The following is a 19,994-nucleotide window of genomic DNA, read 5'->3' on the forward strand; positions in this document are numbered from 1 at the left end:
GCTCATGGCAGTGCGGGCCACACGGGAAACCGTGTTCGACGCCTCGCCCGAGGCGATCCTCGATGCCCTCGCCGACATCGAGGAGGTGCCGTCGTGGTCGACGCTGCACCGGCACACCGAGGTCCTCGACCGACACCCTGACGGCCGCCCGCACCACGTCAAGGCGACGGTGAAGATCATGGGTGTCAGCGACAAGGAACTCCTCGAATATCACTGGGGGCCCGACTGGGTGGTGTGGGACGCGACGGATACGTTCCAGCAGCGGGGACAGCACGGCGAGTACAACCTCACCAGGGTCGGGGATCAGACGATGGTGCGGTTCGACATCACCGTCGACGTCGCCGCTCCCATTCCACAGTTCCTCGTCACGCGCGCCAAGAAGATGGTCCTCGACGTGGCGGTCGACCGGCTCCGCTGCAGGGTGACCCGCAACCACGGTTGACGCTCGCGACTGGCCAGTTATTGCCCGCTTCGCGACTGAAACTGTGCGATATGTGGCCGCTCGCGGGTTAGCGCTTCAGCACCTGCAGCCGCTCGATGGCCTCCTCCATGGTGTCGTCACGCTTGCAGAAGGCGAAGCGCACCAAGTGGTTCCAGTCGCCGAGGTAATCGGAATCGGGATCGCAGAACGCCGACATCGGGATTGCCGCGACGCCGGCCCGCTCGGGTAGCTCGGCGCAGAACGTGGTGCTGTCGGTGTAGCCCAGCGGTCGCGGATCGGCGCACAGGAAGTAGGTGCCGAAGCTGTCGAGCACGTCGAACCCGATGTCGACGAGTGCACCCGACAGTCGAGTTCGCTTGGCCTGGAAGGAGTCTCGTAGCGCAGCCGTCCAGGCGTCTTCGTTGTCGAGCGCCTCGGCGACCGCAGGCTGAAACGGCGCCCCGCCGACGTAGGTGAGGAACTGCTTGGCCGCCCGTACGCCGGCGATGAGGTCGGCCGGTCCGCAGACCCAGCCGATCTTCCACCCGGTGACGTTGAACATCTTCGCCGCGCTGGAGATCGTGAGCGTCCGCTCGGCCATGCCCGGGTAGCCCGCGAGCGGCAGGTGGCGACGGCCGTCGAACACCAACCGCTCGTACACCTCGTCGGTGATCACCAGCAGGTCGTGCTCGACGGCGAGTGCGGCGATGGCGGACAATTCGGCGTCCGCCGCGACCATGCCCGTCGGGTTGTGCGGCGAATTGACGATCAGCGCGCGGGTGCGCGGCGTGACCGCAGCGCGAAGCGCGTCGACGTCGATGGCGAAGCCGCGTCCATCGCGAACCAGCGGTACGGCCACCCGGTGACAGCCGGCCATCGCGATCACGGGGGAGTACGAGTCATAGAACGGTTCGATCAACAGCACCTCGGAACCGGGTTCCACCAGTCCGATGACGGCGGCCGCGATCGCCTCCGTCGCTCCCACGGTGACCAGCACCTCGGTGTCGGGGTCGTAGGTGATGTCGTAGAGCCGCTTGCGTTGCGCCGCGATGGCCTCGCGAAGCGGCGCGATACCCGGCCCCGGCGGGTACTGGTTGACGCCGTCGGCGATGGCGTTCTCCGCCGTCTTCAACATCGCCGCCGGGCCGTCCTCGTCGGGAAATCCCTGCCCGAGGTTCACCGCACCGATCCGTGCGGCCAACGCCGACATCTCGGCGAAGATGGTCACGGCATAGGGCTGGAGTCGCGAGACCGTCATGGTCGTCGAGCCTAGGGGCACGGGGGCCGGGAATGAATGGACGGCTCGAGACGCTGACGGCGACATGGCTTACTCGCTCGCAACCGACGCCGCACTACTCGCACCCGTTCAGATCGGCGGCATCGTCGCGCGCAACCGAATGTTCATGGCGCCCTTGACGCGATCCCGAGCGCAGGCGGACGGCACTCCCTCCCACCTGGCCGCCCGGTATTACTCCCAGCGCGCAGCTGCAGGGCTGATCATCTCCGAGGCCACCGCGGTGTCGGCCGCCGCCAACGGCGCCTACCTGAACACGCCGGGTCTCTACACCGACCGGCACCAGGGGAAGTGGTCCGAGATCGCGCGGGCCGTGCACGCCGCCGACGGTCAGATGTTCGTCCAGCTGTGGCACGTCGGGCGGATGGGTCACCCCGACATCAGCGGGCTGCAACCCGTCGCACCCTCGGCCATCGCCGCCGACGTGACGACTCATACGCCGTCGGGTAAGAAGCCGCTGCCGACGCCGCGCGCCCTGGCCATCGACGAGATCGCACCGATCGTCGAGGACTTCAGGGCTGCCGCCCGCCGCGCGATCGATGCCGGCATGGACGGCGTCGAGATCCACGGCGCCAACGGCTACCTCCTGCACGAGTTCCTCTCCGACGTCACCAATCGCCGGACCGATCGCTACGGCGGCTCGGCCGAGAACCGCGCCCGGCTGACCGCCGAGATCGTCGAAGCGGTCGCCGCCGAGATCGGCGCCGACCGGGTGGGGCTGCGCATCTCGCCGGGGAACGGTGCCGGCGACATGCGCGAGGTCGACGAGGTCGCCGCGTACGAGGCGCTGCTGACCCGGCTCGCGCCGCTGGACATCGCCTACCTGCACGTCCTCATCGATCCCGACGTGCCGGCCTTCGGCGCCATCCGCGGGCTGTGGTTCGGGCCGTTGGTGCTCAACACCGGCCGCGAGGTGGAGACCCGGTTCTGCCAGCTGGAGGAACTCGCCGAGTGGGGTGTGATCAGTGCTGCCGCGGTCGGGCGGGCCTTCCTTGCCAACCCCGACCTCATCGACCGGCTGGTCGTGGGTGCTGAGCTCAACGAGCCGGATGTCCCGACGTTCTACGCGCCGGGACCCGTTGGCTACGTGGACTATCCGACCCTGGCGGAGTTGGAGCAGCCGCAGACCGCCTAACCCCTCCCCGCGAGCAGACGCAAATGGCCCTGAATCCTCCCGATTCAGGGCCACTTGCGTCTGCTCGGCAAGGTGGACGAGGCGGGGAGCGCCCAACCAACGGGTTGGGCGAGGCTGCTACGCTCGCCATCGCGAGGACTATGGTTCCCGTTGGCACGCGCGTGCGTAGCCGAGATCTACCCTCAACCTCATACAGGACCTGGAGAGTCAAACATGTCCGAAGAAGCCTTCATCTACGAGGCGATCCGCACGCCTCGCGGCAAGCAACGCAACGGCTCGCTGAACGAAGTCAAGCCCGTCAACCTGGTGGTCGGCCTGATCGACGAGATGCGTAGCCGTCACCCCGACCTGGACGAGAACCTGATCAGCGACGTCATCCTCGGTGTCGTCTCACCCGTCGGCGATCAGGGCGGCGACATCGCCCGAACCGCTGCGCTGGTGGCAAAGCTGCCCGAGACCACCGGTGGGTTCCAACTCAACCGCTTCTGCGCCTCCGGCCTCGAAGCCGTCAACATCGCCGCCCAGAAGGTGCGCTCCGGCTGGGATGACCTCGTCATCGCCGGCGGCGTCGAGTCGATGAGCCGTGTTCCGATGGGCTCCGACGGCGGCGCGTGGGCGCTCGACCCCGAGACCAACTACCGCATCGGCTTCGTCCCACAGGGCATCGGCGCCGACCTGATCGCCACCATCGAGGGCTTCTCCCGCGAGGACGTCGACGCCTACGCCGCGCGCTCGCAGGAGAAGGCCGCGGCCGCATGGTCGGGCGGTTACTTCGCCAAGTCCGTCGTGCCGGTCAAGGATCAGAACGGTCTGGTCATCCTCGATCACGACGAGCACATGCGTCCCGGTTCGACGGTCGAGAGCCTCGGCAAGCTGAAGACCGCGTTCGACGGCATCGGCGCGATGGGCGGCTTCGACGACGTGGCGCTCCAGAAGTACCACTACGTCGAGAAGATCAACCACGTCCACACCGGCGGCAACAGCTCCGGCATCGTCGACGGTGCCGCGCTGGTGCTCGTCGGCTCCGAGGCCGCGGGCACGTCGCAGGGTCTGACCCCGCGCGCCCGCATCGTGGCCACCGCCACCAGCGGCGCCGATCCCGTCATCATGCTGACCGGCCCGACGCCTGCCGCCCGCAAGGTGTTGGACCGCGCCGGCCTGACGGTCGACGACATCGACCTGTTCGAGCTGAACGAGGCGTTCGCCTCGGTGGTGCTGAAGTTCCAGAAGGACCTCAACGTCCCCGACGAGAAGCTCAACGTCAACGGCGGCGCCATCGCGATGGGCCACCCGCTGGGTGCCACCGGCGCCATGATCACCGGAACCATGGTCGACGAGCTCGAGCGCCGCGGCGCCAAGCGCGCCCTCGTCACACTGTGCATCGGCGGCGGCATGGGTGTCGCGACCATCATCGAGAGGGTGTAAGACCATGGCAGAGAACACCATTCAGTGGGACAAGGATGCCGACGGCATCGTGACCCTGACGCTGGACGACCCGACCGGGTCCGCCAACGTGATGAACGAGCACTACCAGCAGTCGATGGAGAAGGCCGTGGAACGCCTTGTCTCGGAAGCCGATTCGGTCACCGGCGTCGTCATCACCAGCGCGAAGAAGACCTTCTTCGCCGGCGGTGACCTCAAGGGCATGATCAACCTCGGCCCCGAGAACGCCGGCGAGGCCTTCGACATGGTCGAGGCCGTCAAGCGCGACCTGCGCAAGCTGGAAACCCTCGGCAAGCCCGTCGTCGCCGCCATCAACGGCGCTGCGCTCGGCGGCGGCCTGGAGATCGCGCTGGCGTGTCACCACCGCATCGCGGCCGACGCCAAGGGCAGCCAGATCGGCCTGCCCGAGGTCACCCTCGGCCTGCTGCCGGGCGGCGGCGGTGTCACCCGCACCGTGCGCATGTTCGGCATCCAGAAGGCGTTCATGGAGATCCTGAGCCAGGGCACCCGGTTCAAGCCGGCCAAGGCCAAGGAGATTGGGCTCATCGACGAGGTGCTGCCGACGGTCGACGAGCTCATCCCCGCCGCCAAGGCGTGGATCAAGGCCAACCCCGACAGTCACACCCAGCCGTGGGATGCCAAGGGCTACAAGATGCCTGGCGGCACCCCGGCGTCACCCGGACTCGCCGGCATCCTGCCGTCGTTCCCGGCACTCCTGAAGAAGCAGCTCAAGGGTGCGCCGATGCCCGCGCCGCGGGCGATCCTCGACGCGGCCGTCGAGGGCGCGCAGGTCGACTTCGACACCGCCAGCCGCATCGAAAGCCGGTACTTCACCCAGCTGGTCACCGGCCAGGTCGCCAAGAACATGATCCAGGCGTTCTTCCTTGATCTGCAGTCGATCAATTCGGGCGGCTCTCGTCCCGACGGCATCGCCAAGCAGGAGATCCGCAAGATCGGCGTGCTCGGCGCGGGCATGATGGGCGCCGGCATCGCCTACGTCTCGGCCAAGGCCGGTTTCGACGTCGTGCTCAAGGACGTCTCGATCGAGGCGGCCGAGAAGGGCAAGGGCTACTCCGAGAAGATCGAGGCCAAGGCGCTCGAGCGCGGTAAGACCACGCAGGAGAAGTCCGACGCATTGCTGGCCCGAATCACGCCGAGCGCCGACGCTGCGGACTTCGCCGGTGTCGACTTCGTCGTCGAGGCGGTCTTCGAGTCGGTTGAGTTGAAGCACAAGGTGTTCCAGGAGATCGAGGACGTCGTCGAGCCGAACGCACTGCTTGGGTCGAACACCTCGACGCTGCCGATCACCGGCCTCGCCGCCGGCGTGAAGCGCCAAGAGGACTTCATCGGCATCCACTTCTTCTCGCCGGTCGACAAGATGCCGCTGGTGGAGATCATCAAGGGGGAGAAGACCTCCGACGAGGCGCTGGCCCGCGTGTTCGACTACACGCTGGCCATCGGCAAGACTCCGATCGTCGTGAACGACAGCCGTGGCTTCTTCACCAGCCGCGTCATCGGCACGTTCGTCAACGAGGCACTGGCCATGCTGGGTGAGGGCGTCACGCCCGCCAGCATCGAGCAGGCGGGCAGCCAGGCCGGCTACCCGGCACCGCCGCTGCAGCTGTCCGACGAGCTGAATCTCGAACTGATGCACAAGATTGCCGTCGCATCGCGCAAGGGGATCGAGGACGCCGGCGGCACGTACGAGCCGCATCCCGCCGAGGCGGTCGTCGAGAAGATGATCGAGATCGGTCGTCCATCGCGTCTCAAGGGTGCGGGCTTCTACGAGTACGCCGACGGCAAGCGCGTCGGGCTGTGGCCGGGTCTGAAGGAGACCTTCGCCGGACCTTCGGGAGGGCAACCACCGACAATCCCGTTGCAGGACATGATCGATCGCATGCTCTTCGCCGAAGCGCTCGAGACGCAGAAGTGCATCGACGAGGGTGTGCTGATGACGACGGCCGACGCCAACATCGGCTCGATCATGGGGATCGGCTTCCCGCCGTGGACCGGTGGCTCGGCGCAGTACATCGTCGGCTACGAGGGTTCGCACGGCACCGGCAAGGAGGCCTTCGTGGCCCGTGCCAAGGAATTGGCCGCCAAGTACGGCGAACGCTTCGAACCGCCTGCTTCGCTCAGCAACTAATCGCACGGCACGAAGGCCCCCGGAACGACGCCAGTCGCTCCGGGGGCCTTCGCGCGTCAGAAGGAGCCCAAGTCGGCGGACAACCAATGTTCCGGCGTCATGGTGATGACGACGTGTTCGCCGAGATCCCTTCGGGCGAACTCGAGATACCTGTCGGCCGCCTCACCCGCGAGGTAACGACGGGTGATTTCCTCGAGATGGGCGTCGGTGCCCGGCTCGATGCTGGCCACGGCGCCGTCGACGGCGACGTAGCGGTCGTCGGTTCGACCCGTTCGACCATCAACGAGAAGAAGCCGTTCGCCTCGATGAGGCGGGCCTTGCGGGAAGCCGGCGCCGTGAGGATCCAGGGCTCCCAGCACGAAGGCTTGGCCGACCTTGGCCCGCACGATCGAGCCGTCGAGATGAATGAGCTCGACGACGAGGTGGGCGTGCGCGCGGATGATCGCCATCGGGCACGCACCGTCGGGTCCGCTGTCGAAGATCTGCCGGTACTCGAGCACCGTCAAACCGCCCAGTTCACTGAGCACAGTCATCCCAGAACGGCCGGGTCGATCCCCTCTTCGCCGGTCGGTGGCACGCTGCTGTCGCGCAACGGAATTGGTGTTATGGACATCGTCCTTGGAGAGTTCGACCTCCCAGCGGTCCTTGTCGGGTTGGCGAGTCAACCGAAGATGCGGTTGGACTTCGAGCCACCGGGGACTGGGGAAGCGTCGTCGTCGATTATGGCATGGGTCTCCGCGACCCGCCGGGCAAATGGTTGAGGTTTGCGGTTGAGCTACGTGCCGAGTATCTCGGTGGTGTCGGCTCCGTCGACCACTTCGCGGGCGAGCTCGGCGAGACGACGGTTGGTATTGCGGGCGTGCCCTCGAAGTACGTTGAAGGCGCGGTCCATGTCGACGTTGCCGCGTTCGGCGAGCACGCCCTTGGCCTGCTCGATGACCAGCCGCGTATTCAACGCCGTTTGCAGTTGCTGGTTGACCAGCTCCGATCTGGTCAGGACTCGTTGATGCAGAATCCCGATCGTCGCGACATCGGCCAGGGCCTGACCCACCGCTACGTCGGCCGCGGTCATTGGTCCGGTTTCTGACCGAAATAAGTTCAACGCGCCTACTCGCTCGGAACGCAACCGAAGGGGCAACGCCATCACCGATCGGAAGTCGTACACCGCGGCGCGATGGGCGAAGGCCGGCCACCGTGCCGAATGGGCGGCGAGGTCCTCGACGAGCATCGGCCGCGCGGTGCGGTACGCCTCGAGGCACGGGCCGACGTCGGCCTCGACCTGGAGGAGTTCCAGGAGTCTGCTCTCCTCACTGCTCGATGCGAAGACGTGCAGGTCACCATTGGCGTCACCGAGCAGGATGCCTGCCGCGGCGATCGGCAAGAGCAACATGGTGCTGTCGATGAGCTGCTGGGCCAGCTCGATCACGTCGTAGTCCGCAACCAGCGTGTCCGCCAAACTCACGAACGCGGTTGCTAGCCGCTCATAGCGATCCATCGCATTTCCTTCCCTCCGGGCCCCTTCGGCCACTCTCTCCATTGCGCTATCACAATCGATCTGCCACTTCTTCGGGGTCGACGTCGGAATCGCGGTCGAATCGCAATCGGCGATCGACGACGGCGTGTGCAGCTTCGCTCAGCGTCAGCCCACGCGCGTACGAGAACCCCTGCATCCGCAGGTAGGCCTCATGAGCGGTGACGCCGAGTTGGGCCACGATCATGCCGGTCGCCTGATGCACTTCGCGGGTACTCAGCGGTTGATCCCACCATGGCCCGAGCGATTCGGTGATTCGTCCGGAGCGCCCCACCGTCAACAGGATTGCGGTCACCAGATCGGCAACCGCCACGGCGTCGGCGAACTCTTTGGTGCTCAATGCGCCAGGGGTGTCGCGATAGAGGGTGAGAACGCCCACGCGAATCGCGCCGACCTCCAACGGCAGCGCATACATCGCGCGGACCCCGCAGCCAATGGCCTCGGCAGCGAAGGTGGGCCAGCGCCCAGGGGATTCGGCGAGATCGGCCACCATCATCGGTCCACCGGCGGCGACCGCATCCACGCCCGGGCCTTCGCCGAGGGTGATCTGTGTCCACTCGATCCGCTCGGCCACGCCATCGCTGGCGCACATGACCTCGAGGCCGGAGCCGTCGACGTGGACGGCGATCGAGGCCCGCTGCACGGGAAGGGTCCTCACGCACGCCGCACACAGCTGTGCCGGCGAGCCCCCCGCGGCTTCGAGCCGGTTGACCGCGGTGAGGAAGCGGGCGCGAGTGCCCTGCGGATCGGTGATGTCCATGCCGAACACCACCACCTCACCTGTCCGGGTGAGTTGTTCCGCCCGACTGCGGCCACTTGCACCACCGTTGACAGTACGGCGAAGTCGGACCAGAAGACAGCATGCGTTCGCCTAGAGTCGGAGCATGCGCTTCGGACTCTTCATCCCGCAGGGTTGGCGACTCGATCTGGTGGACATTCCCGTCGAACGGCACTGGGAGGTGATGCGCGATCTCGCAGTGCATGCCGATCGCGGCGTGTGGGATTCGCTCTGGGTGTACGACCACTTCCACACGGTGCCGATGCCAACCGACGAGGCGACTCATGAAGCGTGGTCGTTGATGGCGGCGTATGCGGCGACGACGACGCGCATCGAACTCGGCCAGATGTGCACGGCAATGAGCTATCGCAATCCGGCGTATCTTGCGAAGATCGCTGCGACGGTGGACATCATCTCCGGTGGGCGCGTGCAGATGGGTATCGGCGGTGGTTGGTATGAACACGAGTGGCGCGCCTACGGCTACGGGTTTCCGTCGGCTGGCGTGCGGTTGGCCCGCCTCGACGAAGGTGTGCAGATCATGCGGGATGCGTGGCGTAGTGGCAGGGTGAGCTTCGACGGCAAGCACTATCAGGTCGATGGCGCGATTGTTGCACCGAAGCCATTGCAGGAGAACGGTATTCCGTTGTGGATCGCCGGCGGTGGCGAGAAGGTGACGCTGAAGATCGCGGCGAAGTACGCGCAGTACACCAACTTCACCGCCGAACCCGAGGGCTTCGAGCACAAGTCCAAGGTGTTGGAGGGACATTGTGCCGACGTCGGCACCGACTATGGCGCCATCGTGCGGTCGGCGAACTTCAACGCGATAGTCGGCTCGTCGGACACGGAGGTATCGGAGCGGGTCGAGCGAATCCGGGCGAGGCAGGCCGAAAAGGTGAATCCTCAAGCGGTGGAAGCGATGCTGGCGAGTGCCACGTCCCCCGACTCCGCTACCGGCACGCCCGATCAGGTCATCGAGCGACTGAGCCGGCTGCGCGACCTGGGGTGTGAGTACGCCATCATGTACTTCCCCGAGGCCGCTTACGACCGTTCCGACATCGAGTTGTTCGAGCGCGAGGTCATCCCGGCGTTCAGCTGAGGCCATGCTCCGCGGGCCGCCGCATCGCGGGCGAAGTCTCGGAAGTCTCTCGGTTCCCGACCAAGCGCCCGCCGCACGCCGTCGGTGAGCGATGAATTGCGACCGTCCAGCACGGTGGTGAAGAGGTACCGCAACAGGTCGATGACCTCGTGCGGAACCTGGTTTTCGGCCAACAGACCCGCATAGTCGTCCATCGACACCGGGCTGAATCGCACGTCCCGGCCCGTGACTTCGGAGATCTCGGCGACTGCCCCCGCGAAGGTGAGCAGGCGGGGCCCGGTCAGCTCATAGGTCTGGCCGACGTGGCGGACCTCGGTCAGTGCCGCCACCGCCACGGCAGCGATGTCGTCGGCGTCGACGAAGGGTTCGAGGACGTCGCCGACGGGAAGGGCGACGGTGCCGGAGACGACGTCCGCGGCGAAGTTGCCCTCGCTGAAGTTCTGCGAAAACCAGGTGGCGCGGATGATCGTCCACTCCAGACCGGACGCCCGCACGACGTCCTCGGCGCGTGCGGCCTCCGCCTCGCCTCGGCCGGACAACAGGACCAGCCGCCGGACCCCGAAGGCACGAGCGAGCGAGACGAGTTCGCCGATCGCGGCGACCGAACCCGGCGCGGCCAGGTCGGGGCTGTAGGCGACGTAGGCGGCGCGCACCCCGTCGAGGGCCTGCGGCCAGGTCCCCGGCTGTTGCCAGTCGAAGGGCGGAATCGACGAACGAGATCCATGTCGGACGTCGACGCCGAGTCCACTGAGGCGCGCGGCGATCCGCTTGCCCGTCTTACCGGTGCTGCCGATGACGAGAGTCGTGTTGGTGGTCATGGTTCGATTCAATGCCGCATGACTGAGACGATCCGTGGCCCAAAGGCTCATTCACATACGCGATCGTCTCGAGTGTCGTCATGGCCCAACCCGGCGCCGGTGAGATTGGGCAGCACCCGTCGTCGTCGCGTCAGATCGCCGGGCCCAGCAGGTCGTCGGCGTCCTTGATGACGTAGCCATAGCCCTGCTCGGCGAGGAACCGCTGCCGGTGTGCGGCGTATTCGGCATCGAGGCTGTCGCGTGACACCACCGAGTAGAAGACCGCTCCGCCACCGTCGGCCTTGGGGCGAAGGAGCCTGCCCAGGCGCTGTGCCTCTTCTTGACGCGAGCCGAACGTTCCCGAAACTTGAACGGCGACACTGGCTTCGGGAAGGTCGATGGAGAAGTTGGCGACCTTCGACACCACGAGTGTCCGGATCTCACCGGTGCGGAAGGCTTGGAACAGGGTCTCGCGTTCCGCGGTCTTCGTCGATCCCTGGATCACGGGCGCGTCGAGCTCCCGCCCCAATTCGTCCAGCTGGTCGAGGTAGGCGCCGATGACGAGCGTCGGCTCGCCGGGATGACGCGCCAGAATCGACTTCACCACCGCCACCTTGGTGTGCGCCGTCGAACACAGTTTGTAGCGTTCCTCGGGTTCCGCCGTCGCGTAGATCATCCGCTCGTTCTCGGTCATCGTGACGCGCACCTCGATGCACTCGGCGGGGGCGATCCAGCCCTGCGCCTCGATGTCCTTCCAGGGCGCGTCATAGCGCTTGGGCCCGATCAGGCTGAACACGTCACCCTCGCGGCCGTCCTCGCGGATGAGGGTCGCCGTCAACCCGAGCCGGCGGCGGGACTGAAGGTCAGCAGTCATCCGGAACACGGGCGCGGGCAACAGGTGCACCTCGTCGTAGATGATCAGCCCCCAGTCGCGGCTGTCGAACAGCTCCAGATGCTTGTACTCCCCCTTGGTGCGCCGCGTAATCACCTGATAGGTCGCGATCGTGACCGGCCGGACTTCCTTGCGCTCCCCGGAGTACTCGCCGATCTCTTCTTCGGTGAGCGACGTGCGGGCGATGAGCTCACGCTTCCACTGTCTGCCAGCCACGGTGTTGGTGACCAGGATCAGCGTCGTCGCACCCGCCTTGGCCATCGCTGCGGCGCCGACGATGGTCTTGCCCGCCCCGCAGGGCAACACGACCACGCCCGACCCGCCGGCCCAGAACGAGTCGGCGGCCATCTCCTGGTAGTCGCGCAGCACCCAGCCGTCCTGCGCCAGGGCGATGGGGTGGGCCTCACCGTCGACGTAGCCGGCCAGATCCTCTGCGGGCCAACCGATCTTGAGAAGCATCTGCTTGATGTGGCCACGCTCGCTGGCATGCACGATGATGGTGTCGTCATCGAGGCGAGCGCCCAGCATCGGCGCAATCTTCTTGTTGCGCATAACCTCTTCGAGCACCGCACGGTCCAGGCTCACCAGTACCAGTCCGTGCACGGGGCTCTTCACCAACTGCAGGCGGCCGTAGCGCGCCATCGTGTCGACGATGTCGACCAGCAGCGGTTGGGGCACCGAGTAGCGCGAGAACGAAACCAGCGCGTCCACCACCTGCTCGGCGTCATGGCCCGCCGCGCGGGCGTTCCACAGGGCCAGGGGGGTGATGCGGTAGGTGTGGATGTGTTCGGGCGCACGTTCGAGTTCGGCGAACGGGGCGATCGCCGCACGCGCCTCGCCTGCCAGTTCGTGGTCGACCTCTAGCAGCACCGTCTTGTCGGACTGCACGATCAGGGGGCCGTCGGTCATGTATTCACTTCTCGCTGCCCAGTCATTGCACCCATTATCCCTCGTCCGCCGAGACGACCGACGTCACGCGGTGGATTGCGAAGTCGCGGACCCTGCCTGCGGCCGGATCGAAGGCGGTGAGCTGACCGCCGCGGACGTTGATGGGCGCGACCACGCGTTGGGTGGCGACGCCCGCCGGGTCGACGTAGCCGATCACCACGGATTCCTGACGGTGGGCCGCACCATGCAGTTGAGCCATCGCCGCGGCGGGGTCGAGACGAACACCGTCGTGCGGAGTGGCGGCCACCTTGCGCAGCACCGCGACGATGGCGCCCAGCGTCTGCAGCGACGGTCCCTGGTTGGTCCGGAAACCGCGTCGACGACCAGGAGTGGGCACCCGCGCACCGCGCGACCGGATGTCGACGACCGCCCCCGACGAATCCTCGGCGGCCGGCGCGAACCCCGCGGTCCGCAATGCGGCGAGCACCTCGTTGATCGGCGACATCGACACCGCGACGGTAGGCGCGAGCGCCCGCACGTCCAGCTTCTCCAACGTGGGCGCTGCGATAGCCTGCGCCAGCAGGGCGGGGTCCTCGCACCGTACGAACGAGGCAGCCATGCCGACCCGGAGCTGGCCGTGGCGGCGTGCGACGTCGTCGACCATGTAGCTCAAGCCTTGCGGCACAGGAGTTTTGGAGTGTCGGGCGAACATTTGGTGAAGTTCGCTAGCAGTGCGGCCGGTATCGAGAGCGCGACGGATCGACTGCTCACTGATGCGGTACACCATTGCCGCGCCAGCCGACTCGACCGTGGCGACCGCCGACAGCTGCTCGGCCAGGCCACGATCCAGCGGTCCCGGCACCACGACCGTCAGGTCGGCCTGCAGTAGGAAGTAGTCGATCGGCGCGGGCAGCACCTTGTTCATCGCCGCGACGACGGTGTCCTCCGCCTCGCCCTCCAGTAGCCGACGGCTCGGGGTGGCGATCGCTCCTCGGCCTATCACGCCCACGGCATGCGCCTCGGCAAGGAGGGCGGCGACCGGGTCGAGCTGAAGCCGTGCCGCCCAGCGCGGCCGCCGCCACGTCATCGCGTTCGAGGCGCTGGTGGCGTCCACCCCGGAACCGGGAGGCAGGTCGGCGAGCACCGTCAAAAGCAGTCGGCGATCCAGCGGCGCCGCCGTGGAGAACAGCGAATCCGACAGTGCGGCATAGGGTTTGCCGTCCGGCCCGCGTTGTCCGATGAGGCCGGGCCGCGACGGCAGGTCCAACCAGGCGGACGCGAGTTGATGCCAGCGCACCGCCGTCGGGGATTCGATGAACCGGTCCGCGGCCAGTGTCGGCGCCCAGTAGGACCCGGCACCGTCCAGCGGATCGGGCTCGGGGACGCCCGGCGCGATCAACCCGGCGACCACGGTGACTTCGAGGATGAGGCCCAGCCGGTTCTCGTCGACCCCGGTGTTCTTGGTCAGGCGCTTGAGCTCGCGGATCCCGAGGCCACCGCTGCGCAGTTCGGGGATCGGCGCGTTGGACAAGGTCTCCAGGACGAGGTCGACCTCGCGGAGCAGGTCCATCGCCGACCCCGCGGCGGCCGCGTCGACGTCGGAGACCGACGTCGACGTCACCGCGGCGTCGGGCGGCGCAAGCGCGATGGGGCCCGGTGATTCACCGCGCAACACCTGCCCGACGAGGCGCGGCAGGATGACGGTGTCCTCGTCGACCTGACGCAACAACCCCGTGGCGAGCAGGCGCTGGACGGGCCGGTCGGCGGCAGTGCCCGTCGCGGCATCGCGGGTCCGTCCGATCGGTGACCCGTCGACCAGCCGCTCGAGCAGTTCGCGCTGGGGTTCGTCGACCTCGCCCAAGAGTGCGGCGATGTGTTCGGCGTCGGGCCGGTCGGCCTCGAGGGTGACCTGGCCGGGGTGCCAGGGCAGTCCCGCCGCGGCTTCCGGCGCGACCCGCACCGCCTCGTCCCCCCAGACCAGGGCGCGAACCTTGAGTTCGTCGAGGGCGGCGTCCACGTCGGCGACCGTCGCCCGGTCGCTGATCAGGGCGCGTAGCTTCGCCACCGGAACACCGCCACCATCGGCCCTTAGCTCCAACAGGGCGTCCATCACGCCGAGCTCCAGGAAGTCGAGCCCGTCCATCGCAGCCTTGACCGACTGCCGCGACTGCGCCCTGGCCGCCAGCGCTGAGATCGAGCCCGGCGGCGGTTGCGTCAAGTCCAGCCGCAGCTCCAGCAGACGTACGAGCTGAGCGTCGGTCAGCTCGGCCAACCAGGCGCCCAACGGCACGACGGGGGCTGTTTCGGACATTGCGTACCAGCCTAGCCAGCGCCGCTCTCGCCAGCACCCGCCGCGCCTGCCACAATGTCAAGCGTGGCTGACAAGAAACCGCAGAAGAAGAACTACGTCGACAACGGCTGGCCCGCCAGCGGCGATGACGATCACCCCGTCAGCGAGCTGGCCGCCGACCGTACCGGCGCGCTGTCCCCGTTCGGCGACCTGACCTTCCCGCTGCCCGCCGAGGAACTGCCCTACACCCACCCGGTCACCGTCATCAACAAGTAGTCGTGACGGCACGCCCCGATCGACTTTCGCACCTTGACGACGCGGGCGCAGCGCACATGGTCGACGTGACCGCCAAGGACGCCACTCGGCGGACGGCCGTCGCGACGGGAATCCTGCGCACCCGGGCCGACGTCGTCGAGCTGATCGCGACGGGCGGGCTCCCCAAGGGTGATGCGCTGGCCACCGCGCGGGTGGCAGGCATCCTCGCCGCGAAGCGCACCAGCGACTTGATTCCGCTGTGCCACCAGCTCGCCTTGACCGGCGTCGACGTTGAATTCGCAATCGGCACAACGGATGTCACGATCACGGCGACCGTCCGCACGACGGATCGCACGGGTGTGGAGATGGAGGCGCTGACCGCTGTCAGCGTCGCTGCCCTGACGCTCTACGACATGCTGAAGGCCGTCGACCCCGCGGCGGTCATCGACGGCATCGCCGTGCTCCGCAAGGACGGCGGCAAGACGGGGACGTGGCAACGGGCATGACCCGATCCGCCCGGGTGATCATCGCGTCGACGCGCGCGGCCAGCGGCGTCTACGAGGACCGCACGGGCCCCGTGATCGTCGACTGGCTGACCCAGCGCAACTACGACGTGCCCCCGCCCGACGTGGTGGCCGACGGCCCTGCGGTCAGTCGGGCGCTGTCCTCGGCGATCGAGGAGAAGGTCGACCTCATCCTGACCTCGGGCGGCACCGGCATCTCGCCGACCGACGGAACCGCCGACGCCACGGCCTCGATCGTCGACTATCAGATCCCCGGCCTAGCCGATGCCATCCGGCGCTCCGGTTTGCCGCACGTCCCCACCTCGGTCCTGTCCCGCGGGGTGTGCGGTGTGCGGGATGGCACGCTGATCGTCAACCTTCCTGGCTCGCCGGGTGGCGTCAAGGATGGGCTCGGCGTCCTGGACGACGTCCTGGAACACGCCCTGGACCAACTGCGTGGAGGAGATCACCAACGATGAACGCGACCGTTGTGCGTGCCGAACTCAGCGAGCAGCCCATCGACCTCGCCGAGCACGAGTCCCTAGTCCTCCACCGCGCCGCAGGTGCCGTCGTCGGCTTCGTGGGAATGGTTCGCGACCACGACGGCGGTCAGTCGGTGACGCGACTCGAGTACTCCGCGCATCCCACGGCGCAGCAGACGTTGGCCGAGGTGGCGGCGGAGATCGCCCGCGACTGCGAAGGGGTGCGCGCGATCGCCGTCAGCCACCGCATCGGAACCCTCGACATCGGCGACGCCGCCCTGGTGGCCGCCGTCGCCGCCGATCACCGCAAGGCGGCGTTCGACACGTGCGCACTGCTCGTCGACACCGTCAAGGCGCGGCTGCCAGTGTGGAAGCACCAGCTGTTCGCCGATGGTTCCGACGAATGGGTGGGCTCGGCCTAGTTCGCCGGAGCCGGCACCAGCAGTGCCGGATCGGTCGGGGCCGGCGGCAGCGGTGCCGCGTTGCCGGGGGTGATCGGCACGTTAGGACCGGGAGCCTGTGCGGGGATGGGCGTATTCATGCCGCGCTGCGACAACCCGACGATGAGAGCTTCCTTGCCACTGATGTCGTGGTTCTGGACCGCTTGCCACAGATCCTTGAGGTAGCTCGTGTTGGGGCTGTCGGCGGGGCCGGACGCGTTCGGGTCCAAGGTGGCACCCGGGGGCAGCGCGTCCGGGCTGGCGAGGTGCGAGATGCCGTTCGGCGGGGCCGCGACGCCGTCGGTGACCATCTGGTTGGCCGCGTCGAAGACGGGACCGGGGACGTTCACGTCGTTGACCGGAGCCAGGGGGTCGGTTGCGGGGGCTGCCAGCGCGGCGGGTGCCGCGGCGTCGGGAGCCGGCAGCGGGGGCGCCGGAACCGGGAGCACCGGGTCGAGCGGGAGGTCACCCGTGTGCAGGGCCCATGCCTGCGGCTGATCGACGGGTGCGGCACCGCCGGGGGCGACGTCCCAGTCGGCGACGTCGACCGCGGGCACCGGCGCTTCGGTGGCGGACTGCAGCATCAGGGGTCCGAGTCCCGGGGGAAGCTCGGGGGCCGGCGGGGGAGGCAGGGGTGCGTCCAGCGGTGCAGCTGCCAGCTCCGGCGGCGGGAGCATCGGGTCCTCCGCAGGCGGCGGAGGCATGGGTGCGTCGAGCGCGACCGTCACGACGTCGCCGGGAGGCGGGAGCATCGGATCGGCGGGCGGGGGAGGCAGGGGTGCATCGAGGGGGACGGCGTCGACGGGCGGCGGGGGAGGCAGCGGTGCATCGAGCGGGGGAGGCAGCGGTGCATCGAGCGGCGCGGCGTCGAGCGGCGGCGGCGGGACGTTACCGCCGAGGTCGGGATTGTCGAGCGGGGCGGCATCTGCGAGGACGTTGCGCGGGGTCGAGCTGGACAGTCCGCGGCCGCACACGGGCCAGGCTCCGCGGCCCTGAGTGGCCAGCACGCGCTCGGCAACGGCGATCTGCTCGTCCTTGCTGGCGAGGTGTGCGGCGGGCGCATATTCGCCACCACCGTGCCCAGACCAGGTGCCCGGGGAGAACTGCAGACCGCCCTGGTATCCGTTGCCCGTGTTGATGGCCCAGTTGCCGCCGGCTTCGCAGCTGGCGACCTTGTCCCACTCACCGTCGGTCGCCGCGCCAGCCTGCGCGGCGAAGGCGATGCTGCCACCACCGATCACGGCGCCCGTGAAGGCGATTTTCGCGACGCTTACCGCCGAGCTTGGAGTCTTGCGATGCCGTCCACTCATGAGTACAGAAGGTCCTCTCGTCAACGCCTGCGAGGTCAGCTGTCGGGTTCGGGCTTGAGAGGTCGCCCGGCCTTGGCCTCACGGCTTCGGCTTCACCCCAAGGAATCACGTTCGATTCCTGGTCTCTCTAATCGGTGGACCGGTGGGTCCCCCGCCTCCATCCCTGAGGTAGGTCTTTGGAACCATGCCCAGCGGATGGAGCTAGGCGTAACGGGCATGGCGGGCCACTGATTAGGGTCGAGCGGCTTGGAATAGGACCGTAACGGGTACATACCGCTACGTCATCTTGGGCAGGTGTCGGCGCGTCCGTGCTCAGCAAATCTTGTGAGAACGTTAAAAGGGCAGCCCGCCGTAACGTTTACCTAGGCAAATGATCCGGTGAACAGCGCGTGTGACACCGTGTGACCGTTTCGTTATGTGACGCAAATCACTCTCATCCGCCCGCGAAGGGCGGTAACACATCGATGGTTTGGTTTGTTTCGAGCGCCCTGCGTACGTCGCGGACCGCGATGCCGTCACAGAGGAACGAGCACCGGTCGAGTACGACCGCCAGTTTCAGGCCTCGCGTGCGCAGCGTCGCGAGGAGATCGGTGACAGTCGCCCCCGACGCCACGGAGAGCGTCTCGTCCTCGACTCCCGCGGCCGCCCGGGCCGCCGCGAAGTACCGCACGTGGATCTCGATCGTGGGGGGCGAAACTCCCGTCACGGGTCAGCCACCGATGGCGCTCATCGGACGCACCGGCTGTTCGAATCCGGGCTCGTTGATCCCGTGCCCGGCCGGCTTGGCCCACATCGCCGCCCGCCACGCCGCCTCGACGGCGTCGTCGTCGGCGCCGCGACGCATCAGGTGACGCAAGTCGGTCTCCTCCTGGGAGAAGAGGCAGCTGCGGACCTGTCCGTCGGCGGTGAGTCGCGTGCGGTCGCAAGCGCCGCAGAAGGCCTCTGACACCGAGGCGATCACGCCGACGGTGTCCGGTCCGCCGTCGACCCGCCACAGCTGCGCGGGGGCCGACCCGCGTGGTGTCGGGTCGGGCGTCAGGTCGAAGTCCCGGCGTAGCGCGCCGAGGATGGCTTCCGCGTCGATCGCCTGGTCGCGCCGCCAATGCCGCCCGGCATCCAGCGGCATCTGTTCGATGATGCGCAGGTGATAGCCGTGGGCGAGGCAGAACCGCAGCAGCGCCACCGCATCGTCGAGACCCGTGTCCGGGTCGAGGACGGCATTCACCTTGACCGGGGTCAGCCCGGCGGCCGCCGCCGCAGCCAATCCGTCGAGGACGTCGGCGAGTCGGTCGCGACGGGTGATCCGCGCGAAGCGTTCGGCGTCCACGGTGTCGAGTGAGACGTTGACCCGGTCCAGGCCGGCGGCCTTCAGACCGGCGGCGCGGCGGGCGAGTCCGATCCCGTTGGTCGTCACCGCGGTCTGCGGCCGCGGTCGCAGCGCCGTCGCCGCAGCGATGGCGCCCTCGAGATTCCGGGACAACAGCGGCTCGCCGCCGGTGAACCGCACGTTGGTGATGCCGAGGCGGGTCACGGCGATCGTGAGCAGCCGGGCGAGTTCCTCCGGGCGCAACAATTCGTCGCCGGGTAGCCAGTCGAGACCTTCGGCGGGCATGCAGTAGGTGCAGCGCAGATTGCACCGATCGGTCAGCGACACCCGCAGGTCGGTGGCGGCGCGGCCGAAGGTGTCGAGCAGCGGACCCTCGGCGGGTGCTCCTGCGACGAACTTCGTCACGCCCCGGATCGAGGGGACGCCCAGCGCGGTCACGGTCATGCGAAGACCCCCTGGGTGGTCGGCACGATCTCCTTGCCCAACGGGAACAGCGACACCGGGATCAGCTTGAGGTTGGCGATCGCCAGGGGGATGCCGATGATCGTGATCGCCATGGCGATGGCCGTCACGACGTGACCGATCGCCAGCCAGATGCCGCACAGGACGACCCAGATGACGTTGCCGATCATCGCGCCGGGCCGGGGACCGGGCTTGTCGACGACGGTGTAGCCGAACGGCCACAGGGCGTACATGCCGATTCGGAAGGCGGCGAAGCCGAACGGGATCGTCACGATGAGGACGAAGCAGATGATGCCGGCCAGGAAGTATCCAAGGGCGAGCCACAGGCCGCCGAAGATCAACCAGACGACATTCAGTATTAGGCGCATATCCCCTCCAGCGGTGCTTCCCAGACTACCGATGCCCGCGCGACTGGTGGTCCATCAGGTACTGGCTGCCGGTTCCGTCCTTGTAGGATCGTCGCATTCGCGTCCTGCATCGGCGGGACGCGTTCATTGCGAGACG

General features: G+C 67.7%; 19 protein-coding genes, 1 pseudogene and 1 riboswitch. Of the genes and pseudogenes, 9 read left to right on the forward strand and 11 right to left on the reverse strand.

Annotated features, from left to right (window positions below; genetic code table 11):
• The first annotated feature begins 4 nt into the window (after window positions 1-4).
• Complete coding sequence (locus tag QUE68_RS04400; protein WP_284224742.1) at window positions 5-442, forward strand: SRPBCC family protein; 438 nt, start codon at window positions 5-7, stop codon at window positions 440-442.
• A 67-nt stretch (window positions 443-509) separates the two neighbouring features.
• Here QUE68_RS04400 and QUE68_RS04405 read toward each other — a convergent pair whose 3' ends face one another.
• On the reverse strand, window positions 510-1,679 hold the full coding sequence (locus tag QUE68_RS04405; RefSeq protein WP_284232761.1) for a pyridoxal phosphate-dependent aminotransferase: 1,170 nt from the start codon (window positions 1,677-1,679) through the stop codon (window positions 510-512).
• 64 nt (window positions 1,680-1,743) lie between these two features.
• On the opposite strand from QUE68_RS04405, the gene QUE68_RS04410 reads away from it, so the two are divergent.
• The 3 genes from QUE68_RS04410 (at window position 1,744) to QUE68_RS04420 (ending at window position 6,439) form a co-directional block, all read left to right on the forward strand.
• Window positions 1,744-2,850, forward strand: coding sequence for an alkene reductase (locus QUE68_RS04410; RefSeq protein WP_284232763.1), 1,107 nt, complete (start codon window positions 1,744-1,746; stop codon window positions 2,848-2,850).
• Window positions 2,851-3,063: 213 nt separating this feature from the next.
• Entirely contained in the window at window positions 3,064-4,275 is a 1,212-nt protein-coding gene (locus QUE68_RS04415) for an acetyl-CoA C-acetyltransferase (protein ID WP_284232765.1), read from the forward strand.
• Window positions 4,276-4,279: 4 nt separating this feature from the next.
• Window positions 4,280-6,439, forward strand: coding sequence for a 3-hydroxyacyl-CoA dehydrogenase NAD-binding domain-containing protein (locus QUE68_RS04420; RefSeq protein ID WP_286275200.1), 2,160 nt, complete (start codon window positions 4,280-4,282; stop codon window positions 6,437-6,439).
• 56 nt (window positions 6,440-6,495) lie between these two features.
• Here QUE68_RS04420 and QUE68_RS04425 read toward each other — a convergent pair.
• The 3 genes and pseudogenes from QUE68_RS04425 to QUE68_RS04435 form a co-directional block, all read right to left on the reverse strand.
• Window positions 6,496-6,791 (reverse strand): annotated as a pseudogene (locus QUE68_RS04425) (pyridoxamine 5'-phosphate oxidase family protein); the annotation flags it as partial.
• Window positions 6,792-7,214: 423 nt separating this feature from the next.
• A complete protein-coding gene (locus QUE68_RS04430; RefSeq protein ID WP_284224749.1) occupies window positions 7,215-7,901 on the reverse strand; it encodes a GAF and ANTAR domain-containing protein in 687 nt (228 codons plus the stop codon).
• A gap of 82 nt (window positions 7,902-7,983) precedes the next feature.
• Window positions 7,984-8,730 carry a GAF and ANTAR domain-containing protein gene (locus QUE68_RS04435; RefSeq protein WP_286275201.1) on the reverse strand — a complete coding sequence of 249 codons (747 nt, stop codon included), beginning with the start codon at window positions 8,728-8,730 and terminating at the stop codon, window positions 7,984-7,986.
• Between the two features lie 124 nt (window positions 8,731-8,854).
• Here QUE68_RS04435 and QUE68_RS04440 point away from each other — a divergent pair, with 124 nt between their 5' ends.
• Window positions 8,855-9,844, forward strand: coding sequence for an LLM class F420-dependent oxidoreductase (locus tag QUE68_RS04440; protein ID WP_286275202.1), 990 nt, complete (start codon window positions 8,855-8,857; stop codon window positions 9,842-9,844).
• Here the strand turns inward: QUE68_RS04440 and QUE68_RS04445 are convergent.
• The 3 genes from QUE68_RS04445 to QUE68_RS04455 all read right to left on the reverse strand — a co-directional run bounded on the left by QUE68_RS04445 (window position 9,787) and on the right by QUE68_RS04455 (window position 14,732).
• On the reverse strand, window positions 9,787-10,662 hold the full coding sequence (locus tag QUE68_RS04445; RefSeq protein ID WP_286275203.1) for an NAD(P)H-binding protein: 876 nt from the start codon (window positions 10,660-10,662) through the stop codon (window positions 9,787-9,789). The two genes, QUE68_RS04440 and QUE68_RS04445, sit on opposite strands and share 58 nt — an antisense overlap.
• Before the next feature lie 130 nt (window positions 10,663-10,792).
• Complete coding sequence (locus QUE68_RS04450; protein WP_286275204.1) at window positions 10,793-12,442, reverse strand: DNA repair helicase XPB; 1,650 nt, start codon at window positions 12,440-12,442, stop codon at window positions 10,793-10,795.
• A 34-nt stretch (window positions 12,443-12,476) separates the two neighbouring features.
• Window positions 12,477-14,732, reverse strand: a complete 2,256-nt coding sequence (locus tag QUE68_RS04455) for a helicase-associated domain-containing protein (protein WP_286275205.1) — start codon at window positions 14,730-14,732, stop codon at window positions 12,477-12,479.
• A 54-nt stretch (window positions 14,733-14,786) separates the two neighbouring features.
• On the opposite strand from QUE68_RS04455, the gene QUE68_RS04460 reads away from it, so the two are divergent.
• From QUE68_RS04460 to QUE68_RS04475, 4 genes are read left to right on the forward strand one after another with little or no spacing between them, the layout of a single operon-like run.
• Window positions 14,787-14,987: a hypothetical protein gene (locus QUE68_RS04460; protein WP_284224756.1), complete on the forward strand. Its 201-nt coding sequence runs from the start codon at window positions 14,787-14,789 to the stop codon at window positions 14,985-14,987.
• Window positions 14,988-15,043: 56 nt separating this feature from the next.
• Window positions 15,044-15,472: a cyclic pyranopterin monophosphate synthase MoaC gene (moaC, locus tag QUE68_RS04465; protein WP_286275740.1), complete on the forward strand. Its 429-nt coding sequence runs from the start codon at window positions 15,044-15,046 to the stop codon at window positions 15,470-15,472.
• Window positions 15,469-15,948: a MogA/MoaB family molybdenum cofactor biosynthesis protein gene (locus tag QUE68_RS04470; RefSeq protein WP_284224757.1), complete on the forward strand. Its 480-nt coding sequence runs from the start codon at window positions 15,469-15,471 to the stop codon at window positions 15,946-15,948. Before moaC ends, QUE68_RS04470 begins: the two co-directional genes overlap by 4 nt.
• On the forward strand, window positions 15,945-16,373 hold the full coding sequence (locus QUE68_RS04475) for a molybdenum cofactor biosynthesis protein MoaE (RefSeq protein ID WP_286275206.1): 429 nt from the start codon (window positions 15,945-15,947) through the stop codon (window positions 16,371-16,373). The genes QUE68_RS04470 and QUE68_RS04475 overlap by 4 nt, the downstream gene beginning before the upstream one ends.
• On the opposite strand, the gene QUE68_RS04480 is transcribed toward QUE68_RS04475, so the two are convergent.
• From QUE68_RS04480 to QUE68_RS04495, 4 genes are all read right to left on the reverse strand, one after another.
• Window positions 16,370-17,701 carry a transglycosylase family protein gene (locus tag QUE68_RS04480; protein ID WP_286275207.1) on the reverse strand — a complete coding sequence of 444 codons (1,332 nt, stop codon included), beginning with the start codon at window positions 17,699-17,701 and terminating at the stop codon, window positions 16,370-16,372. The genes QUE68_RS04475 and QUE68_RS04480 overlap by 4 nt on opposite strands.
• A gap of 9 nt (window positions 17,702-17,710) precedes the next feature.
• Window positions 17,711-17,886, reverse strand: a riboswitch (cyclic di-AMP (ydaO/yuaA leader).
• Between the two features lie 248 nt (window positions 17,887-18,134).
• Window positions 18,135-18,407: a MoaD/ThiS family protein gene (locus QUE68_RS04485; protein ID WP_286275208.1), complete on the reverse strand. Its 273-nt coding sequence runs from the start codon at window positions 18,405-18,407 to the stop codon at window positions 18,135-18,137.
• Window positions 18,408-18,410: 3 nt separating this feature from the next.
• Window positions 18,411-19,472 (reverse strand): GTP 3',8-cyclase MoaA, encoded by a 1,062-nt coding sequence (gene moaA / locus QUE68_RS04490; protein ID WP_284224762.1) that lies wholly within the window; start codon window positions 19,470-19,472, stop codon window positions 18,411-18,413.
• Window positions 19,469-19,858 carry a YccF domain-containing protein gene (locus QUE68_RS04495; protein WP_284224763.1) on the reverse strand — a complete coding sequence of 130 codons (390 nt, stop codon included), beginning with the start codon at window positions 19,856-19,858 and terminating at the stop codon, window positions 19,469-19,471. Before QUE68_RS04495 ends, moaA begins: the two co-directional genes overlap by 4 nt.
• Window positions 19,859-19,994 lie beyond the last annotated feature (136 nt).

Source organism: Mycolicibacterium sp. TUM20985, assembly GCF_030295745.1.
In the GTDB taxonomy this organism is placed as follows: domain Bacteria; phylum Actinomycetota; class Actinomycetes; order Mycobacteriales; family Mycobacteriaceae; genus Mycobacterium.

Bases quoted from the DNA above. Each gene is read 5' to 3' on its own strand.
- QUE68_RS04420 (WP_286275200.1), top strand. From the start codon at position 4,280: ATGGCAGAGAACACCATTCAGTGGGACAAGGATGCCGACGGCATCGTG.
- QUE68_RS04405 (WP_284232761.1), bottom strand. From the start codon at position 1,679: ATGACGGTCTCGCGACTCCAGCCCTATGCCGTGACCATCTTCGCCGAG.
- QUE68_RS04440 (WP_286275202.1), top strand. From the start codon at position 8,855: ATGCGCTTCGGACTCTTCATCCCGCAGGGTTGGCGACTCGATCTGGTG.
- QUE68_RS04410 (WP_284232763.1), top strand. From the start codon at position 1,744: ATGGCTTACTCGCTCGCAACCGACGCCGCACTACTCGCACCCGTTCAG.
- QUE68_RS04455 (WP_286275205.1), bottom strand. From the start codon at position 14,732: ATGTCCGAAACAGCCCCCGTCGTGCCGTTGGGCGCCTGGTTGGCCGAG.
- QUE68_RS04475 (WP_286275206.1), top strand. From the start codon at position 15,945: ATGAACGCGACCGTTGTGCGTGCCGAACTCAGCGAGCAGCCCATCGAC.
- QUE68_RS04460 (WP_284224756.1), top strand. From the start codon at position 14,787: ATGTCAAGCGTGGCTGACAAGAAACCGCAGAAGAAGAACTACGTCGAC.
- moaA (WP_284224762.1), bottom strand. From the start codon at position 19,472: ATGACCGTGACCGCGCTGGGCGTCCCCTCGATCCGGGGCGTGACGAAG.
- moaC (WP_286275740.1), top strand. From the start codon at position 15,044: ATGGTCGACGTGACCGCCAAGGACGCCACTCGGCGGACGGCCGTCGCG.
- QUE68_RS04450 (WP_286275204.1), bottom strand. From the start codon at position 12,442: ATGACCGACGGCCCCCTGATCGTGCAGTCCGACAAGACGGTGCTGCTA.
- QUE68_RS04495 (WP_284224763.1), bottom strand. From the start codon at position 19,858: ATGCGCCTAATACTGAATGTCGTCTGGTTGATCTTCGGCGGCCTGTGG.
- QUE68_RS04445 (WP_286275203.1), bottom strand. From the start codon at position 10,662: ATGACCACCAACACGACTCTCGTCATCGGCAGCACCGGTAAGACGGGC.
- QUE68_RS04415 (WP_284232765.1), top strand. From the start codon at position 3,064: ATGTCCGAAGAAGCCTTCATCTACGAGGCGATCCGCACGCCTCGCGGC.
- QUE68_RS04400 (WP_284224742.1), top strand. From the start codon at position 5: ATGGCAGTGCGGGCCACACGGGAAACCGTGTTCGACGCCTCGCCCGAG.
- QUE68_RS04470 (WP_284224757.1), top strand. From the start codon at position 15,469: ATGACCCGATCCGCCCGGGTGATCATCGCGTCGACGCGCGCGGCCAGC.
- QUE68_RS04435 (WP_286275201.1), bottom strand. From the start codon at position 8,730: ATGGACATCACCGATCCGCAGGGCACTCGCGCCCGCTTCCTCACCGCG.
- QUE68_RS04480 (WP_286275207.1), bottom strand. From the start codon at position 17,701: ATGAGTGGACGGCATCGCAAGACTCCAAGCTCGGCGGTAAGCGTCGCG.